The organism is Nonomuraea aurantiaca, assembly GCF_020215705.1.
GTDB classification, from domain to species: Bacteria; Actinomycetota; Actinomycetes; order Streptosporangiales; family Streptosporangiaceae; genus Nonomuraea; species Nonomuraea aurantiaca.
The window spans coordinates 1-21,205 of record NZ_JAIWNB010000023.1; the positions used below are offsets into that span (position 1 = coordinate 1).

Here is a 21,205-nt window from a genome sequence, read left to right on the forward strand (position 1 = left end):
CCCGAGATCGCCGGCGGTGGGCAGCGACTGTTCGACGATGGCCTGCCAGCTTCGAAGTGGATGCTCACCCACCAGCAAAGCGGCGAACTGGGCGAGATCGCCATGGTCTACGACCGAGTCCGCTAAGAAGGCACCTTCGATCCGTCGGTAATCCACGTGCGGAGCAGGCCGCCTGGGTCGAGTCGGGCCGATGTCTGGTCCAGGCCCGGGCGGCCTTCCTGCGGGTGAGTCTCCGGCTCATGAGCGTGATGGCGGCGCCCACCGCTCCTCATCGTCGCGGATGGAAGCCGGCGTCTTGTGAATGTCGTACGGACCCCTGCCTGGCGGTGCTGAGCCGGCCAACGGGAGGTTGCCCAGCGGTGGGCTTCCAACGTCTTTACCGAGCCGGCCAGGTCGCCGGCGAACAGCCGCAGCGATTCCAAGACGCCGAACGGCGCCTCGCCCTGGTTCGCGTGCGCACCGCCGTGCGGCTGGATCGGTTCGAGCTCCAGCGCCAGATCGCCGAGCTGGAATTGGGAACGGGTTTGGAGCTCGACCAGTTCCGGCCGCGGGTGACGATCCGGTCGTAGCGCTCCTGGGTGACGTGCCCGATCATGGTCGGCATGGTCCGCTTCCCCTCGCATGAGACGTACGGGACAACGGCGGGGATGCGGACCCCCAACAGATAGCATGCGCTTGATCACGAAACGTGACAAACTCTGGCGGGCAAGGTCTTTTCGCCTCGCTCCGAGCCCGATCCAAGATCACTTAAGGGGATCGAAGACCACCTCTCAGACCCCGTCTACGAACACCGCGACGGCACCTGCGAGCCGGCCTGAGCGGGGTGTCCCCGGCCCGTCGTCCTGTGGAAGGGTGCGTTGTAGATCAGCAGTGGGTGTGGGAGGACGTGCGGGTGTCCAGCGAGAAACTGAAGCCGCTTGAGGCTAGCGACCCGAAGAAGGTCGGTGGGTACCGGCTGCTGGCGCGGCTGGGGGCGGGCGGGATGGGTCGCGTCTACCTGGGCCGCTCGAAGGGCGGCCGGCCGGTCGCGGTCAAGGTGATCCACCCGTACCTGGCGGAGGACGCGCAGTTCCGGCGGCGGTTCGAGGCGGAGGTCGCCGCGGTGCGGCGGGTCGGGGGCATCCACACCGTGCATGTGGTGGACGCCCGCGCCGACGCCGATCCGCCCTGGCTCGTGACCGAGTACATCGCGGGGCCGTCGCTGCAGGAGGCCGTCGGCGAGCACGGCGCGTTCTCCGCAGCGGCGGTCGCAGGGCTCGGCGCGGGCCTGGCCGAAGGGCTGATGGCGATCCACGAGCGGGGCGTCGTCCATCGGGACCTCAAGCCCGGCAACGTGCTGCTCGCCCAGGACGGGCCCCGCATCATCGACTTCGGCATCGCACGCGCGCTCGACGCCACCTCGCAGACCACCCGCACCAGCGTGGTCGGCACGCCCGGGTTCATGTCGCCCGAGCAGCTTCGGGGCCGCGAGGTCGGGCCGGCCAGTGACGTGTTCTGCCTGGCTGCCGTGCTGGCCTTCGCCGCCACCGGCCGGCGGCCCTTCGGCGAGGGCCCGATCGAGGCCCTCGGCTATCGCGTCGTCAACGAGGAACCCGACTTGACCGGCGTGCCGGAGCCGCTGCTCCCGCTGATCGCGTCCGCCCTGGAGAAGGATCCGGAAGACCGGCCCGGCCTCGACGCGTTCCTCGAACGTTGCTCCGCGCTCGCCGAGGGTGAGGACGCTCCGCTGCCGGAGCCCGTCAGCACGATGATCGCCACGCGGGTGGCGGAGACCGAGGTGCTGGCGCCCCCGCCGCAGGACGCGCCGGGGAACGGCCGGCGGTTTCCACCGCTCGGACGAATGAAGCTCCCGGTGGCCGCGGTCGTGGGCGTCCTGCTGGTCGCCTTCGCCGCCTGGGCCATCGGGAACGACGGAAACGCACCGGCCACCTCCAAGGCCATCGGCAACGACGGAAACGCACCGGCCACCTCCAAGGTCATCGCCACTCCCCAGCAGACCCCGACCTCCCCGACACCCGCGCCTCAGCCGTCCGAGACCGCGAGCGCCACCGACAGTGCCACCCCCACCCCCACATCCGATCCCACCCGCAAGGCGTTCGAGAAGATCTCGGCGGGCGACTGCCTGGACGCCTACGAGCGTCCGTCCGGCGAGTGGAGCAGGAGCAAGCCGCGCGCGGTCGGCTGCGGCCGCTCCGACGCCTACCTGAAGGTGCTCAAGGTGGTCGACGACTCCTCCGAGTGCCTCAGGCACGGCGCCGATCTGGACGGGGAACTGTGGTGGAGCTACGACGAGGCCGCGAACGAGATCGCCCTCTGCGTGCAGCGGCAGTTCCGCGTGGGTGACTGTTTTCTGGCCACCAAGGGTGAGAACAAGAACTCGGTCGCCATCAGCAACGCGGATCTGATGACGTCGTGGCCGTGCAGGGCCGACTCCGCTCCAGAGGAGTACGACTTCGTCCTCCGTATCACCGCGTTCACCAGCGGTGCCTGCCCGCCGGGCGGCAGAAGGGTCGACTGGGAGGTCCGAGGCCGCACCCTCTGCGCCCGCATAGTCTGACCACGTCCGCCACCACGGCACCGGCACCCAACCTGGAACGGATCCTGCCGGCCGCGCGGGACCTGGTCATCGAGCGCGGCCCCGCCGTGCCGCTGGACGACATCGCGCGCCGGGCGGGCGTCGACAGCGGCACCCCTCTACCGCCACAACTGCAGGCAGCGCCCGCCAGCACGTCATGTCTGGAGTTGCGGTGGATCACCCACGCGTCGATGCCAAAACGTATGCCCCCACCCAAGCACCCGGCACCGACATTCTGGAGGTTCCGCGATCACGCAGCGCGGCGCCGACGAGCGGGTGAGCGCCCTTCAAGACGAAGCGGTAGAGCAGGTCGCCTGCTCAGGCCGGTAGTAGCGAGGCAGCACACCTGACATGCCTGAAGTCCCCTGAATACTGGTGAGGCAAGTACGCGGACACCTTACTTGCCTGACACGCGCCCCACCTCCGGACCTTGGATGCCCCCGGCCGCCGACATCTGCACCGTTACCGGCCGCCTGTCCCACCCCCCGCGCCGAGCACCTGTCCAAGACCGCCACTGTCCACCTGGACCCGCACCGGCAAGGGTGGACGCCGCACCAGCCCCGCCACAGGGCGCTGCGACATCTTGCCGAAGCCGGACGCACCGCACCTGAGCTGCAGGCCGAGTCCCGCCATCAACACCTGGCCGGCCTCGGCCGCTACGTCCGCCCCGGCGAGGAGACCTCCGCCCGCACCACCGCCGAACACGACCCAGCGGCCCGGCGACACCAACACGGAGAACTGGGGCCTACGCCACGCGGCGCGTTTTTGGCGTACTTCGACCGCATTCGTTTTGTAGTGGCGCGGCGCCAAAATCCGGTCCGATCCTCCAGTCCTGGAGGCCGTCTGGTTTCATTCCATGTCGCGCTGACACAGCACGCGGAAGATCGTGAGGATGTAGGCATGAGTTCATCGCAACCCCTCGCCGACCCTGGGTCCGAGCCGGACACGACCGCAGGCGGGGCGGTGAATATTGCCGGCGCGGGGTCCTGCCCCCCATCGCCGCACACCCCTGGGTCTGCCCCGGATCACCGCTACCTGCTCGACAACGCCCGGGTGGAGGCGGGCGAGCGGTTCACCTGGCTGGCCGAGCTGTTCGATGGTGTCACACGGGGGCACTTCGACCGGCTCGGAGTGAAGGCGGGCTGGCGCTGCTGGGAAGTCGGTGCAGGAGGCCCCAGCATTCCCGAGGCACTCGCCACGGCCGTCGGACCCACCGGTTACGTGCTGGCCACGGACATCAATCCGGCCTGGTTGGACCCGTACGGCGGGTACAAGGTGCTCCGGCACGACATCGTCGGGGACCCGCCGCCGCAGCCAGGCACGTTCGACCTGGTACACGCCCGGCTCGTGCTCGTCCATGTGCCCGACCGTGCCCGGGCGTTGGCGACGATGGTGGCGGCGCTGCGCCCCGGTGGCTGGCTATTGGTCGAGGACGCCGATACCGAGCTGCAGCCGCTGGCCTGCCTCGATGAGGTTGGCCCGGCACAGCAGCGCGCCAACCGGCTGCGGCGCGCCGTTCGGGAGTTGATGACCCGCCGCGGCGCCGACCTGCGCTACGGCCGTACGCTGCCGCGGACGTTGCGTGCGGCCGGCCTGGCCGATGTCGCGGCGGCCGGCTGCTTCCCGGTCGGCGGGGTAGCCTGCGACCGGCTGGAGACCGCGACGGTGCGCATGGTCCGCGCCGAGTTGCTCGCCGCTGGGTTGGCCAACGACACCGAGATCGACGCGCACCTGGCCGCCATCGATGCCGGCGAGCTCGACCTCACCCTCGCGCCGCTGATCTCGGCATGGGGACGCCGTCCGGGATAGTCCGCGGCGTCCGGGCCGTGGTCAGCCACAGGCCGGTGAACACGGCTCAGGCCGGCGTCACGATGGCTTCAGCATGCCGAGCCTGACCGCCGCAGCGATGCGGCGGTCCTACCCGGCCCCGGGCTGAAACGCCCGGGGCGAACCGACCGGCCGTCCTCCTGCAACACCGCGCCCTCCGCCTGGCGGCGAAACTAGGCACGGGTGATCCGGCTGCGGACTTCACGGTCTCGGAGGGAAGACGCCCTACCCCGGAGCGAGGTCGTAGCGTTCATGGGCCGCCTCGAAGTCTCCTCGTCGGGCATGCGCAGCAGCGAGCCGGTTGAGGAAGCCGAAGTATCCGACCTCGTTGATGTCGATCGCGGGCGGATTCGGCGGGATCAAGGAACCCGCAGGTGGATCCTAGGATGGAAGAGTAGGGCGGGTGGGACTTGAACCCACGACCCACGGATTATGAGTCGGCTCGATTGGTGCCGCTCAGTGCCGCCGGGTGTTGTTTTGTATTGCTGTGGCCGGGATTCTTCCTGGTGTCGTGTCGGCCTGTGCCTATGCGTGCCGTGCTTCATCGCATACACGCGAGCAACCACCGAGCAACCATACGTCCTTGGCCGTCGCCATTGTGCGCCATTTGTCTTATATCTCGGCGCGTCTGTGATGGGCCAGGTGTCCATGACGAGGCCCCGGCCTCACGCAGATCGAACGTGTACGAGCAACCAACGAGCAGTCGTCGGTAAGTGATGTGAGCCTGCTCGACAGGATGACTTGTGGTCGCGTCGAAGGCGATGCAGAGCCTGCTTGACGTGCATGGACGCGATTTTCGGCAGGCGCAGTAGCCGACGATTCCGATACCCAGGGTGGGGGAGGGAACTCGTCGTCATGTGAAAGGCCCGTCACTGTCACTGCTCCGGAGTCAGGACGTGTCGGGTCCGGTCCCCGATCCAGGCCGCTTCGAGTATCGCGGTCAGGCTGGCGGTGTCGGTCGGGCCGGGATGGTTCTGGATCAAGCGGGTGACGCCACTGGCCATCTCCGCGAAGCGCGGGAGGTCGGCGCGTGCCACGCCGATGTCCGCCAAGGTGGTAGGGATGCCGATGTCGGCAAGGAGCTCGTCGAGCCAGGTGAGGAACGTATCTGCGGCCTCGGCATCCGAGGCGTCGGTCACGTCGAGCCCGCACACCCCGGCGAGGATGGCCAACCGGTCGCCGATGGCATCCTTGGCCGCGTCCAGCGCGTAGGGCAGGAGCAGCCCGACGCCCAGGCCGTGCGGCGTGTGGGTGGCTGCGCCGATGGGGTACTGGAGGGCGTGCGGAGCCGCGTTGCCTGCGTGGGAAAATGCGAGCCCGGCCAGCATGGACCCATAGGACATGTCCGCGCGCGCGTCCTTGTCGCCCCCGTCCCTGACGACATGGGGCAAGCTGCGGGCGATCCGCTCAGCGGCCAGGAGCGCGTAGTGATCGGTGATCGGGTTGCGGCCGAGGAAGACCTGCTCCACCGGGTCGCGCGGTCCGTGGGCCCGGGGTCGCGCGGTGTAGCTCTCCACCGCGTGACAAAACGCGTCGATGCCGGAGTGGGCAGTGACGGTCGCAGGGCAGGTGTAGGTGAGCTCGGGGTCGACGATGGCGAAGTCGGGCACGATGTGGACGCTGGAGACCCCCACCTTCAGCTCGCGGTCCGGGTCGGTCAACACCGAGACGGGCGTGAGCTCGGAGCCGGTGCCTGACGTCGTCGGGAGCGCGACGAGAGGAAACGTCGGCCCCGGCACCTTCGACTCGCCGTAGAAGTCGCGCGGCGTGCCACCGTGGCGCCGGACGACGCCGACGATTTTGGCGAGGTCGATCACCGTGCCACCCCCGATGGCGAGGATTACGTCGGCGTCCACCTCGGCGGCGACCGAGACCGCCAGGGCGACATCGGTGAGTGGCACGTCCGGAGTCGCGTCGGCGAACACCCCGACGACTTCGACCTTCTCCCGTACGGCGGCCACGATCTCGGCCACGCCCGGCTGCCCCAGAAGAACCCGGTCGGTCACGATGAGGACTCGTGAGCCACACTCGGCCACCACTCGTGGGACGTTCTGCGCGACCCCTTCGCCTACTATCAGCTGGCGTGGTCCGCGGACGGTCTCAAGCATGTCAGTGCCTCTCTGGAACGTCGGCGGTGATTTGCTGGGCGGACGTCCGGGTCACCTGCGAGACCGGGACGGCGTCGCCCTGGGTGGGCAAGTCGGTCGGGTCGAGGGTCCCGCGGACAGCGTCGCCAAGGGCGGTAGGAGTCAAGGTCGCGACCAGCATCTCGATCATGAGCCCGGAGGCGTAGCCTTTGGGACCGCCGCAAGGGCTGATCGCCCCATCCACCGCCGCGGCCGCGTCTGTGGCGCGCACACCGGCGGAGTCGGCGGCGTCCCCGGGTGCCGGCGGATTCGTGCCGACCATGGCCCGGGTCCAGCCCCACGGGTGGAGGCCGGTCAGGTCATGTGTGCACAGGGCGCGGTGATCCCCGGCGGGCACCCGGAGCAGCAGGCCGGTCACGGTAGGTCGATCGCCGCGTAGGTGACGTCGAGGTACTCGAGGATGCCCTCGTGCGACCCCTCCTTGCCGATCCCGGACTGCTTCACGCCTCCGAACGGAGCTGACGGGTCCGAGATCAGACCACGGTTGATGCCGACCATCCCCGTCTCCAGCCCCTCGGTGAACCGGAGCGCCCGCTGGAGGTCACGGGTGAAGACGTATCCGACCAGGCCGTGCTCGGTGTCGTTGGCCTTCGCCATTACCTCGTCGTCGGACGTGAACGAGATGATCGGCGCCACCGGGCCGAAGATTTCCGCCTCCAGTATCCGCGCGTCTTCGGGCACCTCGACGAGGACCGTAGGCGGGTAGAAGTGGCCCGGCCCATCCGGTCGCTCGCCGCCTACCAAGACACGGGCGCCGCGATTGACCGCGTCGGCGACGAGCTCGTCGATCTTGGTGACCGAGGCCTCGTCGATCAACGCCCCGACGTCCACGCCGTCGTCGAGACCATGGCCCACCGAGAGCGCGCCCATCCGCTTGGCGAAGCGCGCCGTGAACTCCTCGCGCACCGGCTCCTCGACGTAGATTCGGTTGGCCGCGATGCAGGACTCCCCGATGTTGCGCATCTTGGCCACCATGGCACCGTCGAGCGCGACGTCCAGGTCCGCGTCGGCACACACGATCAAGGCCGCGTTGCCGCCCAGTTCCATGGAGGTGCGCAGCACGTTGTCCGCCGCCTGTCGTAGCAGCACGCGCCCGACCTCGGTCGACCCGGTGAACGAAAGCTTGCGGGTCCGACGGTCGGCTAGCAGTGCTGAGACCACCTCGCCGGCACGCTTGGTTGTCACGACGTTGACGACGCCCGGGGGAACGCCGATCTCCTCCATGATGCGGGCCAGGAACAGCATGGTGAGTGGCGTCTGGGCGGCCGGCTTGGTGATCGTCGTGCAGCCCGCCGCCAGCGCAGGAGCGATCTTGCGGGCACCCATGGCCAACGGAAAGTTCCAGGGCGTCACGAAGACGCACGGCCCGACCGGCTTCGGCACGGTGAGGATGCGATATCCACCAGCGGGAGCGGTGTTGTAGCGCCCCTCGACGCGCACCGCCTCCTCGGCGAACCAACGGAAGAACTCGGCGCCGTAGGCCACCTCTCCCCGTGCCTCGGCGAGCGGCTTGCCCATCTCGAGCGTTATCAGCCGGGCGACCTCCTCGGATCGCTCGATCAGTGCCCGGTACGTCGCGGTCAACAACTCTGACCGTTTTCGCGGCGGGGTCGCCGCCCACTCCGCCATCGCCTTGCTCGCCACGTCCAGAGCGGCGAGCCCATCAACGACGTCGGCGTCCGCCACCTCGGCGATGGTCTTGCCGGTGGCCGGGTCCTCGACGGCAAAGGTGGCTCCGCCGGCGGCGTCGCGCCAGGCGTCGCCGATCCGGAGCCGCCGGTGCTCGGGGGCCAGGACGTTCATCGGGTCACTCATGGCGTCGCCTCCTGTGATGTTCTTGGTGATGTCCAGCGTGACCTCAGCGATCGCGCCACGCGCGTTGACGAACGGGTCACACGACCTTGTCGGGTCGAGGTTGCCGAGCGAGCGGGTCGAACATGGCCTTGGCCTCGGCTGCAGGGCGACGCCCCGTGCCACCGATCGTCCGCCGCCCTGCGCGGTTACCTCCCCGCCTCGGACAGCGCCAGCCCGGTACCCGCATCGAACAGGTGCACACGGTCCAGGTCGACCGTGACAAGCAGCCGCTCGCCCGGCGTACCGGTAACGGTGGGTCGTGCCTTGACCTTGAGGATCTCCGTCCCCACTCGGACGTCGACCACCGTTCGGTCACCGAGCGGCTCAAGGCCGTAGAGCTCACCCGACAACGACGCGTTCCCACGCTGCTCGACGGACAGGTCCTCTGCGCGCAGGCCCAGCAGCAGCGGACGACCGTCCTCAGCCGTGGTCCAGCGGGGCCGCGGCAGCGTCCAGCCTTCCGCCCCGACCAGACGATCTCCCTCGGCGTGGCAGGCGAGCAGGCTGATCGGCGGGCTCCCGACGAAGCCTGCGACCCACTGGTTGGCTGGACGCTCGTACACCTCGGTCGGCGTTCCGACCTGTTGCACCTTCCCCTCCTTGAGGACCGCGACCTGGTCGGCCATGGACAGGGCCTCGACCTGGTCGTTGGTCACGTAGACGAAGGTTCCCCCGAGGCTCCGGTGGATGCGGGTGAGCTCGGTGCGCATCTCGACGCGGAGCTTGAGGTCGAGGTTCGTCAGCGGCTCGTCCATGAGAAACGCGCGCGGGCGACGGACCAGCGCCCGGGCCAGGGCGACACGCTGCATCTCACCGCCCGACAACTGCGCGGGACGACGCTGCAGCAGACGTTCGATGTGCAGCAGGCTCGACATCTGCTCGACGGCAGCGGCGACCTCGCTCGAAGAACAGCGGCGTGCCCGCAGCGGCGAAGCGATGTTTTCGTACGCCGTGTGTCGCGGATAGAGGGCGTAGCTCTGGAAGACCATGGCCAGGTCGCGTGCGGCCGGGGCGTCACCGGTCGCGTCCCTCCCGTCCAGATGCACCGACCCGGCGTCAAGCTTCTCAAGGCCGGCGATCGCTCGCAGGGTCGTCGTCTTGCCTGCCCCGGAGGGCCCGAGCACGACGAAGAACGAGCCGTCCGGCACGTCCAGCGTCACCCCGTCCAGGGCCTGGACTTTACCGAAGGACTTGCACAGCCCGTGCACTGCCACGGTTCCCATCAGGCCACCAGCTCTTCCGTGCTCACGTCGTAGACCGGCGGGGGCCCGCCGGTGTGCCGCAGCCCGACCGGTGCGTCAGCAGCGAAACGGACAGTCGGTGGCATCCGAACCCGTACGTCGCGCTGGCCGCCGTGGTCAACCACGTAGATGATTTCGTCGCCCAGCCACTCCGCCGAGACCACGCGGGCCGGGACCGAACGTTCCGCCCCTGGTTCCGTGACTTCCAGCGCCTCCGGCCGGACGCCTGCGACCAGGCAACGGTCGCGCGGCAGGCTTGGCGGTGGCGTGAGGACCAGTCCGCTCTGACTGCGCAGCTTCCCGTCGGCCACCTCCACCTCGATCAGGTTCATCGGCGGGGAGCCGATGAACGCGGCGCAGAAAAGACTCGCCGGACGGTCGTAGACCTCCAGCGGCGTGCCGATCTGCTCGACGCGGCCCTTGTTGAGGATGGCGATTCTGTGACCGAGCGACATCGCCTCGACTTGGTCGTGGGTGACGTAGACCATCGTCGTCCCCAGCTCCCCCTGCAGGTGCTTGATCTCCGTGCGCATGTCCGCCCTCAGCTCCGCGTCCAGATTGGTGAGAGGTTCGTCCATGAGGAATGCGCGCGGTCGTCGGACCAGGGCGCGAGCAAGCGCGACGCGCTGCTGCTCCCCGCCGGACAGCCGGTGCGGTCGCCGGTCCAGGAGCGGACCAAGCCGCATCAGCCGGGCGGCCTCCTCGACCCGCTCGTGCACCTCCGGCTTGGGCAGTCCCTCGGCCCGCAGGGGGAACGCCAGGTTGTCGCGGGTTCTCAGATGCGGGTAGAGAGCGTAGAACTGGAACACCATGGCGATGTCGCGCTCGGCGGGCGGCAGGTCGTTGACCAGCGTGTCGCCGATGCGGATGTCGCCCGTCGTCTGCCTCTCCAGGCCGGCTATGGCCCGCAGCGTGGTCGTCTTGCCGCAACCCGAAGGGCCGAGCATCACGAACAGCTCGCCGTCCCCAATGGACAGATCCACGTGATCGACTGCGACCGTCCCGTCCGGGTAGCGCTTGTGCAGGGCGGTCACCTCGATGCCCGCCATCAGCGTCGCACCGCCCCGAGCGTCACACCGGCGACGAGGTGCTTGCGCACCAGGTAGGCGAAGACGAGCACCGGTAGGGCGAACACCACTGAGGCGGCGGCCACGAGACCCCAGTCCACAGTGGTTCCACCGATGAGGCCGGCGATGGCGGGCGGGGCCGTCCGCACGGTGTCGCTGGAGGTGAGGAAGATGGCGAACACGAACTCGTTCCACGAGAAGATGAGTGCGAAGACCGCCGTCGCGGCGATGCCGGGCACGAGCAGGGGAAGGGTGAATCGCCAGAACGCCTGCAAGCGGGTGTAGCCGTCGAGCATGGCGGCATCCTCATACTCCGCGGGCACCTCGTCGACGAACCCCTTCATCATCCAGATCGTGAACGGGACGTTGAACGCTGTGTAGATGAGGATCAGGCCGAGCTTGGTGTCGAAGAGTCCGACTTGGCGGTACATGAGGAAGATCGGGATCACGACCACCACGGGCGGCATGAAGCGGGTGGACAGGATGAAGAACAGTTGGTCCTTCTTGGCCTTCACGGCGAAGCGTGAGTAGGCCCAGGCCGCCGGGACCCCCAGTACGGTGGCCAGCACCGTGGAGACCCCGGCGACCACGACGGAGTTGAGGAACGAGACGGACAAGGCCGAGCGACCGCCGCCGGAGGCGAAGAACACGTCCTTGAAATGGTCCATAGTGACCTTGAAGTCGAAGAACTTGGCCGGGATGGCGTAGACGTCCCGGTTCTCCTTGATGGACGTCTCGATCATCCACAGCACCGGAAAGAGCATCACAACGGCCAGCGCGGTCAGTAGCGCGACCTCCAGCACGGAGCGGCCCCGGCCGCCAAGGCGGCGCGCGGGGGGCGTGTGATCCCGGACAGGACCTGTGGACACGGTCTCGTCGACAGAGACGCCCATCAGTCCTCCTTGAGCTTGTTCAAGTAGCGCATGTAGAGCTGCGTGAGGACGATGACGATGAGGACCATGAGGATCCCGTACGCTGACGCGGTTCCGGTGTTGAAACCCAGGAACGCGACCTTGTAGACGTGGAACGACAACGTCTCGGTGGAGACCCCCGGACCTCCGCTGGTGAGGATGTAGACGAGGTCGAACAGCCGGAAGGCCTCGATGGCCCTGAACAACACAGCGATGAGGAGCAGCGGCCACACCAGCGGAAGAGTGATGGTGCGGAACCGGAACCACTCGGACGCCCGGTCGATCGAGGCGGCCTCGTACAAGTACTTGGGGACCGCGGTAAGGCCCGCGAGTGCGATGAGCATGATGAACGGCGTCCATTGCCAGGTGTCGACCACGATCAGGGAAATCAATGCTGTTCGCTGCCGGGTGAGCCACTCCACCTGCCCCAGGCCGAGCGAGCTGAGCATGCTGTTGATCACGCCGAACTGCGCGTCGAGCATGAATCGCCAGAACAGCCCGACCACGACCGGCGACAGCATCATCGGAACCAGGAACAGAGTGGTCAGCAGTCCTCGCCCGTGCGTGCGCCGTGAGATCAGGTAGGCGATGGTGAAACCGAGCACGGTCTGCAGGGTGACCGCGCCGATCACGTAGATCAACGTCGTCAAGGTCCTCAGGTGGACCTGCGCCGAAGTCAGGATGGCGGTGTAGTTCTCGAACCAGATGAAATGGGCGGGCCCCCCGCGGGTGGCCGAGTAGTCGGTGAAAGACAGGTACAACGCCCACAGCAGCGGGAACACCGACATTGCGAGCAATAGCAGCAACGCGGGGGAGATGAAGGCCACGGTGAGCCGGCGGTCGCTCAAGTGGCGGGACCGACCCGGTGCGGGCGGCGTCGCAGACGCCACCTGCCCGGGGTGGTCGGTCGTCAGAGGGACGGGGTCACTCACAGTCCGCCGCCGCCCTTGCGGCTGCTGGAGTCGAGCACGCCCTGCTGCTCCTTGGCGATGTCGTCGAGCGCGTCCTTCGGCTTCTTCGCGCCGTTGAGAGCCGCGTTCACGTTGGTGTTCTCGATGTCGACGAGGCGCGCGTACTCGGGGACGTTCCACATGTCCCGCATCCGCGGAACCGAGTCGGTGTACACCTTGTTGAACGGCTGGGCATTGAGGAACTCGGGCGACTCCAGGGCGTCCGTACGCGATGGCACGCCGCCGGCAGCGGCCCACTTCTTCTGGATGTCAGCCTGCTCGAACCACTTCATGAAGTTCAGGGCCTCCGCTTGCTTCGTCGTGGAGGAGTAGGCCGACACGTGCATCCCCATGCCGCCGAGAGGCACCAGGTTCGTCTTTTGGCTCGGCAGGGGGGCAAAACCCAGCTTGTCGAGAATCTGCTCCCGCGTGGTGCCGAGCGTCGACTGCTTCGGGTCGAGCAGGCCGCCGCTCGCGGCGATCCAGTTGAACGCGATGCATGCCTTGCCCTGGGCGACCGCCGCGTTCACCTCGTCGATGAACCAGTTGCCTGAGCCCTTGGCGGTCAGCGGCTTCATCTTGTTGACCAGGACGTCCATCGCCTCCTGGCCGGCAGCGTCGTTGAGGACGCCCTGGACCTTGCGCGTCTTGGAGTCCCAGAGGTTGCCGCCGTAGATGCCGTTGACCGTGTTGTAGGTCACGGCCGCGGCGTCGGAGCCGTTGGCCTGGTGGAAAGCCAGCCCGCTGACGCCGGGGTGGTCCGCCTGGCACTTCTCGGCGACTGAGATCATCTCGTCCCAGGTCTGCGGTGGCTTGTCGCCGATCAGGTCCTTGCGGTAGATCATCGTCCAGGTGTCGCCGAGCAGCGGCAGTCCGTACAGGCTGGCGTTTTCGTCGCGCTTCCCGGTCTCCGCCTGGGGGAACTGGCCGTAGGCCGCCAGGAGGTACGGGTTGTAGGCCTTGACGTCGATGTTCTTCTTGACGAAGTCGGTGATGTCGAGGATGTTGCCGTTCGTCACGGCCTCGCCGATGTGTTGCGAGTCCAGGATCGGGATGTCGAAGTCGGTCTTGTGCGCTGCGAACTGGGTGAATATCGCGTCGTGCCAGTTCGCGTTCGGCACGGTGTTGACCTTGATGGTCACATTCGACCGCTCCTTGGTGTACTCCGCGTTCGCGAAGGCTTCCAGCGCGTGGGCGGGGGGCCAGTCGAACCAGACGAAGCTGAGGGTCAGCGGGTCCTTGGTGAGCTCCGGGATGGTCGCCGGTGCCTTGGGGGCACTCGCCGCGCCGTCGTCCTGACCGCAAGCCGCCATGGTCGTGGCCACTAACATGGCCGCCGCCGCCAGTCCTATTCGCTTCGGATACCGCATCTTCTTGCCTGCTTTCTGGGTGGGGACCTCTGGAGCCTTGCTGCGTGCTTCGCCGAGCAGTTGCTGGGTTGTTCAGACGTGTTGCCGGCTGTCGCAGGGGCTGACCCGCAGACCGGCGTCACTAGTACGCCGCGACGTAATGGGGCTTCAAGCAGTCAAGAAGTCCTTCGGTCCCTGTGCGGCCCAGTGGCGAATCGAGTAGGACGTCGAGCATGCTCATAGGAGCTCCAACTAACCGAAGCGGAGCGATGACGGGCGGTTCCGCGATGGGTGAAGGATGGCTGGCATCCGCCACCTTTCCTATACGATCCGAGTGGGAGCTCAACATCCCTCAGCGTTGCGACCGATGTCAACAGGTTCCCGAAAACGCAAGAAAGGACCTCACGTCACGATGGACGACGAAGCGATGATCGCGCGGCGCCGTGAGGCCACGACGGACGGAATGCCGCCGGGAAGATCTCGCGGCCGGCTCGCCGACGAGGTGTACGACACGCTGCTCGGACAGCTGATGTCGCTAAGGATCGAGCCTGGCTCCCGCGTCACGATCGACGTCCTGGCGCGGGAGCTAGGGGTCTCGCAGACGCCGATCCGAGACGCTCTGAACCGCATGGAGGCCGAGGGCCTGGTCGTGCGTGTGCCCCATGCCGGCTATCGCATTCCCCCCCAAATCACCCGTCACCGATTCGAGGACATGCTTGAGCTCCGCCTGCTCCTCGAGCCGGCGGCGGCGCGCAGATCCGCAGAACGCGCATCCTCGAAGCAGGTGGCCGATCTGCGACGACTGCTGGAGGAGATGGCGGAGCTGGAGGGGGGCGATGGGCCCATGGCCTATGGCGCCTTCGGGCTGCGCGACGCCGCTTTTCACGATCTCGTCGCCCTGAGCGCGGAGAACCAGGTCATCCGCGAAGCGCTCGCTCGCCTGCACACGCACGTGCACCTGTTCCGGCTTCTCCACGACACCCAGGTCACTCACTTGGCCATGGCCGAGCACGAAGAAGTCGTGGGCGCGATCGCCGCGCGTGACTCCGACGCCGCCGCCTACGCCATGCGTCGGCACATCCTGCTGTCCGGCGAGCGGTTCCGACGATTGTTCGACGAGGCCGAAGCCGAGGGCGCGGACGGAATGGCAGTGGAGGCTTGACGGGCGGGCCGGGTCGAGGAATGCTAACGCAATCGGATCGGATCGGATCGGATTGGATCCACCTCACCCGCCTCAGATGCGAGGAGAAGCAGGTGCCCAGAGCGCTGCTCCTGACCGGCGACGCCGCCGAGGAGCTCGACACCATGTATCCCTACTATCGCGTGCAGGAGGGCGGCTGGGACGTTGACGTCTCGTCACGGACGATGCGTGACGTTCAGCTGGTCATCCACGAGTTCGACCCCAACTCCGACGCCTACGTGGAGAAGAACGGCCGAAAGTTGCCGGTCGACGTGCCCTGGGCCGAGGTCGACGTCGAGCGCTATGACGCCCTTATCATCCCTGGGGGACGTGCCCCCGAGTGGATCCGGGTCGACGCCGACGTCAGGCGCATCACCGAGCACTTCTTCGCGCGCGACCTCCCGATTGCCCTGGTGTGCCACGGCGCGCAGGTGCCGGCTGTGTACGGGCTGCTGAAGGGTCGGAGGACGGCGTGCTTCCCCCCCATCACCGGTGACATGGAGAACGCGGGCGCGACGGTCGTCGACGCTCCCGACGTCGTGGACGGCAACCTCGTCTCCTGCCGGGGGTGGCCCGACATGCCGCAATTCGGCAGGGCGATGATGGAGGTCTTCTCGAAGTCCATTACCTCCGCATCGGCTCGGTGACGGCACTTCGGACCGTCACAGTCGACGGCTCCCCCGTCCACGTCCTGGAGAGCGGCGCCGGGCCCGCGGTGCTGATGCTGCACGGCTCCGGACCCGGTACGACCGGATCCGGCGCCTGGGCGACGACGTCACAGGCGCTGGGCACGTCCTGGCACCTGGTGGCTCCTGACCAGGCGGGGTTCGGCCGTACACCAATCCCGGCGGGCTCCAGGGGTGGGCTCCGGCTGTGGACGGAGCAGGCCGCGGGCCTGATGGATGCTCTTGGTGTCGAGCACTACGCCGTGGTGGGTCACTCCATGGGCGGTGCCGTGGCGCTGGCGTTGGCGGCCGCGCGTCCCCAGCAGGTCACCCGTGTCGTGGCGGTCTCGACGATGGGCGCCCCCGGGGCGCCGCTGTCCGCCGAGCTCGACGCGGTCTGGGCCGCCCCCGCCGGCCCGCTCGGGGCACGAGACATGTTGAGTCGCCTCGTCCTCGACCAAGCGCTCGTGACCGAGTCGGCCGTCGCTGCCCGTGCGGCTGCGATGCGAGCGGGGGCGGCCGCATTCGCGTCGTTGTTCCCTCCACCTAGGGCACGTTGGGCCGACGAGCTCACCCTCTCGGCGCAAACGCTGGCAGGGGTCCGCGCGCCCGTGCTGCTCGTCCACGGCGCCGAGGACCGAGTCACCCCGCTCGGGACGGCAGCCCTGCCCCTGCTCGAACACCTGGCCGATGTCCGTCTGTACGTGCTCGGCCGATGCGGGCACGTGCCGGCGCTCGAGCACCCGCACGACTTCAGGCGACTCCTGTCGTGCTTCCTCGGCCGGGAACGAGGTCACTAATTGCTGCGACAGGTCCGCAGCCCGTGCTCAAGCAGATCAGCATGAAGCAGGCGTGATCCGCGCAGAAGCCAGCGCCCTCCCCGAGACCCGGGCCATGACGAGGCAGTGGCCGGGGTCATCGCTCGGCATGGTCGCATCGACATCCTCGTGAACAACGCCGGACGTAGCCACGTCGGTGCTGTGGATGAAACCGGCGAGGCCGAGCAGCGGGCCCTGTTCGAGGTCCGCTTCTTCTGCCCCGCCGCGCTGACCCGCGCCGCCCTTCCCCACCTGCGGACACGGCGGTCCGGCGCGATCGTGCAGTCAGCAGCACGGGAGGACGATTGTCGTTCGCGAGAATCTCCTGTACCGCTTCAAATCTCGCCACCGTCTCCAGAGCTGTGGTGATGCGATGGCTCCTACGCTGACCTTGGGCGAGCGCTCAAAGCGATTGAGCGTCTGCTCAAACGAGAGCGATCGTTCTCGGGCTAACATCAGGCCAAAGCGGGCGGCGCTTTTCCGGCACCCACAATGATCGAACGCCACGAGGTACTCGCAGGAGCGATCAACGAGTACTACCGAGCCGCCTGGCTCGATCGGCGAAACCCCAGATCAGACCCCCGCGCGCGAGTTTGACGCGCCACAGGCGGCCTGTCGATCGATGAGCTCACGTCTCTCGTCATAGACGACGGCTATCTCGCCTATTTGTCCGCGTGCACCACTGCTTTCGGCGGCGTCGAACTGCTCGACGAGTCCGTGCACATCGCCTCCGCGCTGCAACTCGCGGGCTTCACACACGTGATCGGCACGCTGTGGCCCATCGCGACAGCGTCGCGCCAGAAGTGGCGGAGGGTTTCTACCGTGAGGTCCGGAACAGCGGCGTCCCCGCCCTCGCACCCCACAACACTGTTCGGCAACTGAGGAATCGCTATCCGGACAGTCCCAGCATCTGGGCATCGCATCTCCACTTCGGCCCATGACGGTCGACAACGCCTTTCCGCTTCGTGGTCAGCGGTGATGGCGCAGCCCTGTCATCTGTTCCAGGTCGTGCACCATCGCGTCCGCCTGCTGGCGAAGCAGCCCGCGAGCGAGGAACCGGCCCGAGGAGGCCAAGAGCCCGATGTCGGCCGTATCCAAGAGACCGAGCCTGCGATCGTGGTGGACGACGATGTCTTCGAGATCGCCGTACGCTATGGCGACGACCCCTGACGGTCGATAGCTCGTATCGATGTCAGCCAGATGGATGTGCCGGTCGCTCAGCGCGATGACACCGGAGCCTGGGGTGGCTCCGGAGAGCCGGCAGGGTGCGAGCCGGATGAAGAGGGCGTCGTCGGCCAGCAAGCGCATCACGACCTCGACGAGCCCCTTTTTGTTGCCTATAGTGCGCTGCCAGTAGACGAGTTGTCCCTCTAACGCGCGGTCGATCAGGGCGCGGTCCCGAGGAAAGCCGGCAGGAGCGGTTCGGCCTGCCTTTTCCTGCCTGGCGCCCGGCGGAGGCGGGCCCGTTCCCGCCACCGGCGCGGCGAGCTTCAGGTACGCCTGCGTAGCGTATGCGGCCAGATCGAAGAACCACCGCCGATTGTCCCCGATCTCATGCCGTCCGGTAAACAACAGTCCGCAACCGACGAGGGAGAGTAGTGCCTGCAGGCGCCATTGATCGCCCCATCCCCTGTTGTCGGCCCACTCCTGCGCCGCGTTGCGGATGGCCCCTGCGACGGCGGCGTAACCCATCACCGCGGCACTGTCGGTGTCCGCGGGAGCGACGATCGCCCGGATCAGAGCGGCACGATTCGCCGAGCCCGGGGTGAACCCCTTGACCCACTCGCTGGCCATCGCCAGCAGGAGGTGCATCGGATCGCGGGCGAGCGGCGCGTCGTCGGCGAACCTGCCCAGGTCGATCAGCCTGAACTCGTCCGGGCGATCAGGGCGCAGCACCACGTTGCGCGCGTTCAGGTCTCCGTGAGCGCAACCACGCTGGACCCAGACTGTGCTGTCGGTCCCCTCGAACGGCCGGTTCGCTGCAAGAGCGAGCGGATTGGGCAGCCAGCCGAGACCATCGCCTGCCACCCAGTCGTCAGCAGGCGACAGGCCGTTCCGGGCCGCCCACAGCGTCAGGGCGCCCTGAGGAGCGAGCTTGGCGCCGAGGTGACTGCGAACGTACTGGCAGCTTGTCAGGGGGTCCGAGGCGTGCTTCGAGGTGGGGTTCCAGTCCCTGAGGACGGAACCAATGACGACCGCGCAGATCTTTGCCAAGTCGGCTTCCTGAGGCAGATCAGCGAGCGGCTTCATCATGGACAGATCGCCGCCGGCGATCCGCAGGTGCAGCATCCACCACTTGCCCACGGGCACCGCGTCATTGTTCGGTTCCACCAGATGGCGGTGTCTGAAATCCTTCGGCGACAACTTCAGCGCCCGCCTGGTCAGCCGTGCCTCCTCCGGACCATCTGGGAGGAACTTGACGATCAGTTGGCGATCCTCGTTCCCCGGCTCGAACCAGCGGATCACACCAAGGGGCGCACCGCTGAGCCCGCCGGACAACCACCGGACGAGCCTGATTTCGCCGTCGTGCGAAGCGCACCAGTCATCGAGCCCGGTACGGACGTGATCCGGCAGTTCCTCCCATCCATCACCGGAGAGCAAGCCCACGTGTCCCGTCCTTAGGGGGAGGCGAAACGATCGTCAACGACGCCAGACTATCCGCTGGAAGAATGGCATGGACCCTGATATACGGTCCACTGAACCGTCCACGCGGAGTGTGCGATGTCGGCTTTGTGGCCTGTGCTCGGCTTAGGGGGCGCCGCCATCCTCCCAGGATGAAGGCAACGACGACTGCTGCCACCGTTCATGATCAGGATAAGTGCCATTGGATCATGAACCGGAGCGACCAATCCGGGTTAACCAGCAAGAGTCCACAGATCGGCTAAGAGCACCAAAAATTGCAGGTCAGAAACGGTGTCTCTTATGATTCTGACAGGATCGGAGATCTACGCCGAACCTCTTGATCGAGCCCCGTTGCCCGCCCTCGCCATTCACAACGCGTGTCAGCTTTGCTGCGAGTCTTCCTGACCCGGTGTATGTCACGTAAGAGGGATGGAGAGTGCTCGTCGCTCACACCGGTTTCGCCAACTCTCATCGAACGTCATGGTCTTTTCCACGCAGGCCTGCTATGTCAAGCTGGCATCGCGCTCCATTCCCGCGGAGCGAAGAGCCGGAGTCGCGATGATCATTGGCATCATCTCTAGTCTCATCGCGAGCGTGATCGCCGGGATCGGCACCCTCGCCTGGCGTAATCGCAAGAATCTAGCCATCCTCACCGTGGTCTTGATGCCGGTGGGGACCGTCAGGGTCTCGTTAAGCACGCTACTACGAATCAAAGAGGGCGACCGGTACGTGCTGTTCCACACACCGTACACGCCGGGGTCCTACGGGCCCCCGGGCGGCGTCGTCAAGTTTCACCACTCCGCCCAGCAGCACCTGGATCGCTTCTCCTTTCGTGAGGAACTGCGCGCAGCCCACGCCGGCGTCATGCAACGTGACCTGCGAGGCTTCGTACCCGCACGTCGGCTTGCGTCCTTCCTGCGCTGGTTCCACAGCGGATCGGGCCGGGAGTCGGCCACCGAATGTCTGCGTCGCGAGTTGCGCGAGGAGCTCTCTGAGATCGGTTACCCCGATCTGAGGGCAGAGGTGGAGAGCTTGGCGTTCCGGTTTGTGCGCAGGGTAGCGGAGCCGCCCCGCAAGGTGCCGGGCCGGGACTACCGGCAGGTGCGCCTGTTCGAGGTGTACGACCTGGAAACCGGCGACGAGGCTGCCTCCCGCCTGAGTAGCCGCCTCCTCGATAGCGGGCGGGACGCGAACGACCAGCGGGTGATCCTCGCCTCGAGTCAGGACATCGTCGGCGGGCGCTACGGTGAGCTGTTCATCGGCCCGCAGTCGGCGTTCCTCTTCGGCACCCGCCGCTACCGTCAGGACATCCCGCCGGTCGCGCGTGCCTGAGACGGATGTCAGGCACCGTAGTGCGCGTAAGCCGCCTAGCAGGAGAGGGGAAGTTTCCGCGGGATCGGCGTAGCGCGGTGTGGGCTGCGTGCCTGCCGTCCCGTCCCGTCGTGGTGGCCGGGAGCGGCTAGGACAGCTCCGCGACCCCGCAGAGCGTTCTCATTCATAACGGTTCGCGACATCGCGATCACGTAGCGGCAGCCGCGATCATGAGGGCTCTCGCCAGGTGCAGTGGCTCCTCCGGCAGAGCGAAATCGGCCGCGCCGCTTTCGTATAAGGAGAGGTAGACGAAGTCGACGTGGTTCAGGTCCAGTTGGCAGACGTCGGGTCATCGTCGGCGGTCCGTCGTGCAGGCAAGCAGATTCCGGTCGCTGAGGTTCGAAGAGATGCCCCGCCAGTCCTGGGGTCGGGTGCCAGATTCTCGATCGTGCCTCGCAGCGATGATCGTCTCGTCGAGGAAGATGCGGTCGCCCATAGCGGTGAACCGGTCGGTCGCCACGCTGGCCAAAGGTTGGACAGATGCCCGGCCAGGTCGCCGGCTCGACCAGGAGGGCCGGTGGCTTCGACAGCCGCGCCGAATCGATCGGTCGCTGAGGAGAGCGCGGTGAGATCGCTGTTACGGCGATAGTCGCCCATGTGGGCGAGGGCTTCGCCGGTGGCGACTGCG

18 protein-coding genes are annotated in these 21,205 nt (G+C 67.3%); 9 read left to right on the forward strand and 9 right to left on the reverse strand.

Annotated elements, in window-relative coordinates; all coding sequences use genetic code 11:
• Nucleotides 1–359: 359 nt before the first annotated feature.
• The 3 genes from LDL49_RS39840 to LDL49_RS39850 all read left to right on the forward strand — a co-directional run bounded on the left by LDL49_RS39840 (nucleotide 360) and on the right by LDL49_RS39850 (nucleotide 4,384).
• Complete coding sequence (locus tag LDL49_RS39840) at nucleotides 360–569, forward strand: hypothetical protein (protein WP_225299494.1); 210 nt, start codon at nucleotides 360–362, stop codon at nucleotides 567–569.
• Nucleotides 570–892: 323 nt separating this feature from the next.
• Nucleotides 893–2,557 (forward strand): serine/threonine-protein kinase, encoded by a 1,665-nt coding sequence (locus tag LDL49_RS39845; protein WP_225299496.1) that lies wholly within the window; start codon nucleotides 893–895, stop codon nucleotides 2,555–2,557.
• Nucleotides 2,558–3,475: 918 nt separating this feature from the next.
• The gene (locus LDL49_RS39850; RefSeq protein ID WP_225299499.1) at nucleotides 3,476–4,384 is read left to right on the forward strand and encodes a class I SAM-dependent methyltransferase; all 909 of its coding nucleotides are present in this window, start codon (nucleotides 3,476–3,478) and stop codon (nucleotides 4,382–4,384) included.
• 893 nt (nucleotides 4,385–5,277) lie between these two features.
• Here the strand turns inward: LDL49_RS39850 and LDL49_RS39855 are convergent.
• The 8 genes from LDL49_RS39855 to LDL49_RS39890 all read right to left on the reverse strand — a co-directional run bounded on the left by LDL49_RS39855 (nucleotide 5,278) and on the right by LDL49_RS39890 (nucleotide 13,903).
• Nucleotides 5,278–6,510: an iron-containing alcohol dehydrogenase gene (locus tag LDL49_RS39855; RefSeq protein ID WP_225299501.1), complete on the reverse strand. Its 1,233-nt coding sequence runs from the start codon at nucleotides 6,508–6,510 to the stop codon at nucleotides 5,278–5,280.
• 1 nt (nucleotide 6,511) lies between these two features.
• A complete protein-coding gene (locus tag LDL49_RS39860) occupies nucleotides 6,512–6,907 on the reverse strand; it encodes an Ldh family oxidoreductase (RefSeq protein ID WP_225299502.1) in 396 nt (131 codons plus the stop codon).
• Nucleotides 6,904–8,364 (reverse strand): NAD-dependent succinate-semialdehyde dehydrogenase, encoded by a 1,461-nt coding sequence (locus tag LDL49_RS39865; RefSeq protein ID WP_225299504.1) that lies wholly within the window; start codon nucleotides 8,362–8,364, stop codon nucleotides 6,904–6,906. The genes LDL49_RS39860 and LDL49_RS39865 overlap by 4 nt, the downstream gene beginning before the upstream one ends.
• 185 nt (nucleotides 8,365–8,549) lie before the next feature.
• Nucleotides 8,550–9,617: an ABC transporter ATP-binding protein gene (locus LDL49_RS39870; protein ID WP_225299506.1), complete on the reverse strand. Its 1,068-nt coding sequence runs from the start codon at nucleotides 9,615–9,617 to the stop codon at nucleotides 8,550–8,552.
• 8 nt (nucleotides 9,618–9,625) lie between these two features.
• Nucleotides 9,626–10,693 (reverse strand): ABC transporter ATP-binding protein, encoded by a 1,068-nt coding sequence (locus tag LDL49_RS39875; protein WP_225299508.1) that lies wholly within the window; start codon nucleotides 10,691–10,693, stop codon nucleotides 9,626–9,628.
• On the reverse strand, nucleotides 10,693–11,604 hold the full coding sequence (locus LDL49_RS39880; RefSeq protein WP_225299510.1) for a carbohydrate ABC transporter permease: 912 nt from the start codon (nucleotides 11,602–11,604) through the stop codon (nucleotides 10,693–10,695). The genes LDL49_RS39875 and LDL49_RS39880 overlap by 1 nt, the downstream gene beginning before the upstream one ends.
• On the reverse strand, nucleotides 11,604–12,470 hold the full coding sequence (locus LDL49_RS39885) for a carbohydrate ABC transporter permease (protein ID WP_225299513.1): 867 nt from the start codon (nucleotides 12,468–12,470) through the stop codon (nucleotides 11,604–11,606). The genes LDL49_RS39880 and LDL49_RS39885 overlap by 1 nt, the downstream gene beginning before the upstream one ends.
• A gap of 80 nt (nucleotides 12,471–12,550) precedes the next feature.
• The gene (locus LDL49_RS39890; RefSeq protein WP_225299515.1) at nucleotides 12,551–13,903 is read right to left on the reverse strand and encodes an extracellular solute-binding protein; all 1,353 of its coding nucleotides are present in this window, start codon (nucleotides 13,901–13,903) and stop codon (nucleotides 12,551–12,553) included.
• Nucleotides 13,904–14,333: 430 nt separating this feature from the next.
• Here LDL49_RS39890 and LDL49_RS39895 point away from each other — a divergent pair, with 430 nt between their 5' ends.
• The 5 genes from LDL49_RS39895 to LDL49_RS59395 all read left to right on the forward strand — a co-directional run bounded on the left by LDL49_RS39895 (nucleotide 14,334) and on the right by LDL49_RS59395 (nucleotide 17,466).
• The gene (locus LDL49_RS39895) at nucleotides 14,334–15,083 is read left to right on the forward strand and encodes a GntR family transcriptional regulator (RefSeq protein WP_225299517.1); all 750 of its coding nucleotides are present in this window, start codon (nucleotides 14,334–14,336) and stop codon (nucleotides 15,081–15,083) included.
• A gap of 92 nt (nucleotides 15,084–15,175) precedes the next feature.
• Entirely contained in the window at nucleotides 15,176–15,748 is a 573-nt protein-coding gene (locus LDL49_RS39900; protein ID WP_225299519.1) for a DJ-1/PfpI family protein, read from the forward strand.
• Complete coding sequence (locus LDL49_RS39905; protein ID WP_225299522.1) at nucleotides 15,745–16,566, forward strand: alpha/beta fold hydrolase; 822 nt, start codon at nucleotides 15,745–15,747, stop codon at nucleotides 16,564–16,566. Before LDL49_RS39900 ends, LDL49_RS39905 begins: the two co-directional genes overlap by 4 nt.
• A 105-nt stretch (nucleotides 16,567–16,671) precedes the next feature.
• The gene (locus LDL49_RS39910) at nucleotides 16,672–16,953 is read left to right on the forward strand and encodes an SDR family NAD(P)-dependent oxidoreductase (RefSeq protein WP_225299523.1); all 282 of its coding nucleotides are present in this window, start codon (nucleotides 16,672–16,674) and stop codon (nucleotides 16,951–16,953) included.
• Between the two features lie 249 nt (nucleotides 16,954–17,202).
• Nucleotides 17,203–17,466, forward strand: coding sequence for a CHAT domain-containing protein (locus LDL49_RS59395; protein ID WP_225299858.1), 264 nt, complete (start codon nucleotides 17,203–17,205; stop codon nucleotides 17,464–17,466).
• Between the two features lie 87 nt (nucleotides 17,467–17,553).
• Here LDL49_RS59395 and LDL49_RS39920 read toward each other — a convergent pair whose 3' ends face one another.
• Nucleotides 17,554–19,191: a hypothetical protein gene (locus tag LDL49_RS39920; RefSeq protein ID WP_225299525.1), complete on the reverse strand. Its 1,638-nt coding sequence runs from the start codon at nucleotides 19,189–19,191 to the stop codon at nucleotides 17,554–17,556.
• Between the two features lie 573 nt (nucleotides 19,192–19,764).
• Here LDL49_RS39920 and LDL49_RS39925 point away from each other — a divergent pair.
• Complete coding sequence (locus tag LDL49_RS39925) at nucleotides 19,765–20,538, forward strand: SMODS-associated NUDIX domain-containing protein (RefSeq protein ID WP_225299527.1); 774 nt, start codon at nucleotides 19,765–19,767, stop codon at nucleotides 20,536–20,538.
• Nucleotides 20,539–21,205 lie beyond the last annotated feature (667 nt).

Excerpts from the sequence above, each read along its gene's own strand:
- LDL49_RS39890 (WP_225299515.1), bottom strand. The coding sequence starts at position 13,903 with ATGTTAGTGGCCACGACCATGGCGGCTTGCGGTCAGGACGACGGCGCG.
- LDL49_RS39850 (WP_225299499.1), top strand. The coding sequence starts at position 3,476 with ATGAGTTCATCGCAACCCCTCGCCGACCCTGGGTCCGAGCCGGACACG.
- LDL49_RS39855 (WP_225299501.1), bottom strand. The coding sequence starts at position 6,510 with ATGCTTGAGACCGTCCGCGGACCACGCCAGCTGATAGTAGGCGAAGGG.
- LDL49_RS39865 (WP_225299504.1), bottom strand. The coding sequence starts at position 8,364 with ATGAGTGACCCGATGAACGTCCTGGCCCCCGAGCACCGGCGGCTCCGG.
- LDL49_RS39880 (WP_225299510.1), bottom strand. The coding sequence starts at position 11,604 with ATGGGCGTCTCTGTCGACGAGACCGTGTCCACAGGTCCTGTCCGGGAT.
- LDL49_RS39895 (WP_225299517.1), top strand. The coding sequence starts at position 14,334 with ATGGACGACGAAGCGATGATCGCGCGGCGCCGTGAGGCCACGACGGAC.
- LDL49_RS39875 (WP_225299508.1), bottom strand. The coding sequence starts at position 10,693 with ATGGCGGGCATCGAGGTGACCGCCCTGCACAAGCGCTACCCGGACGGG.
- LDL49_RS39925 (WP_225299527.1), top strand. The coding sequence starts at position 19,765 with ATGATCATTGGCATCATCTCTAGTCTCATCGCGAGCGTGATCGCCGGG.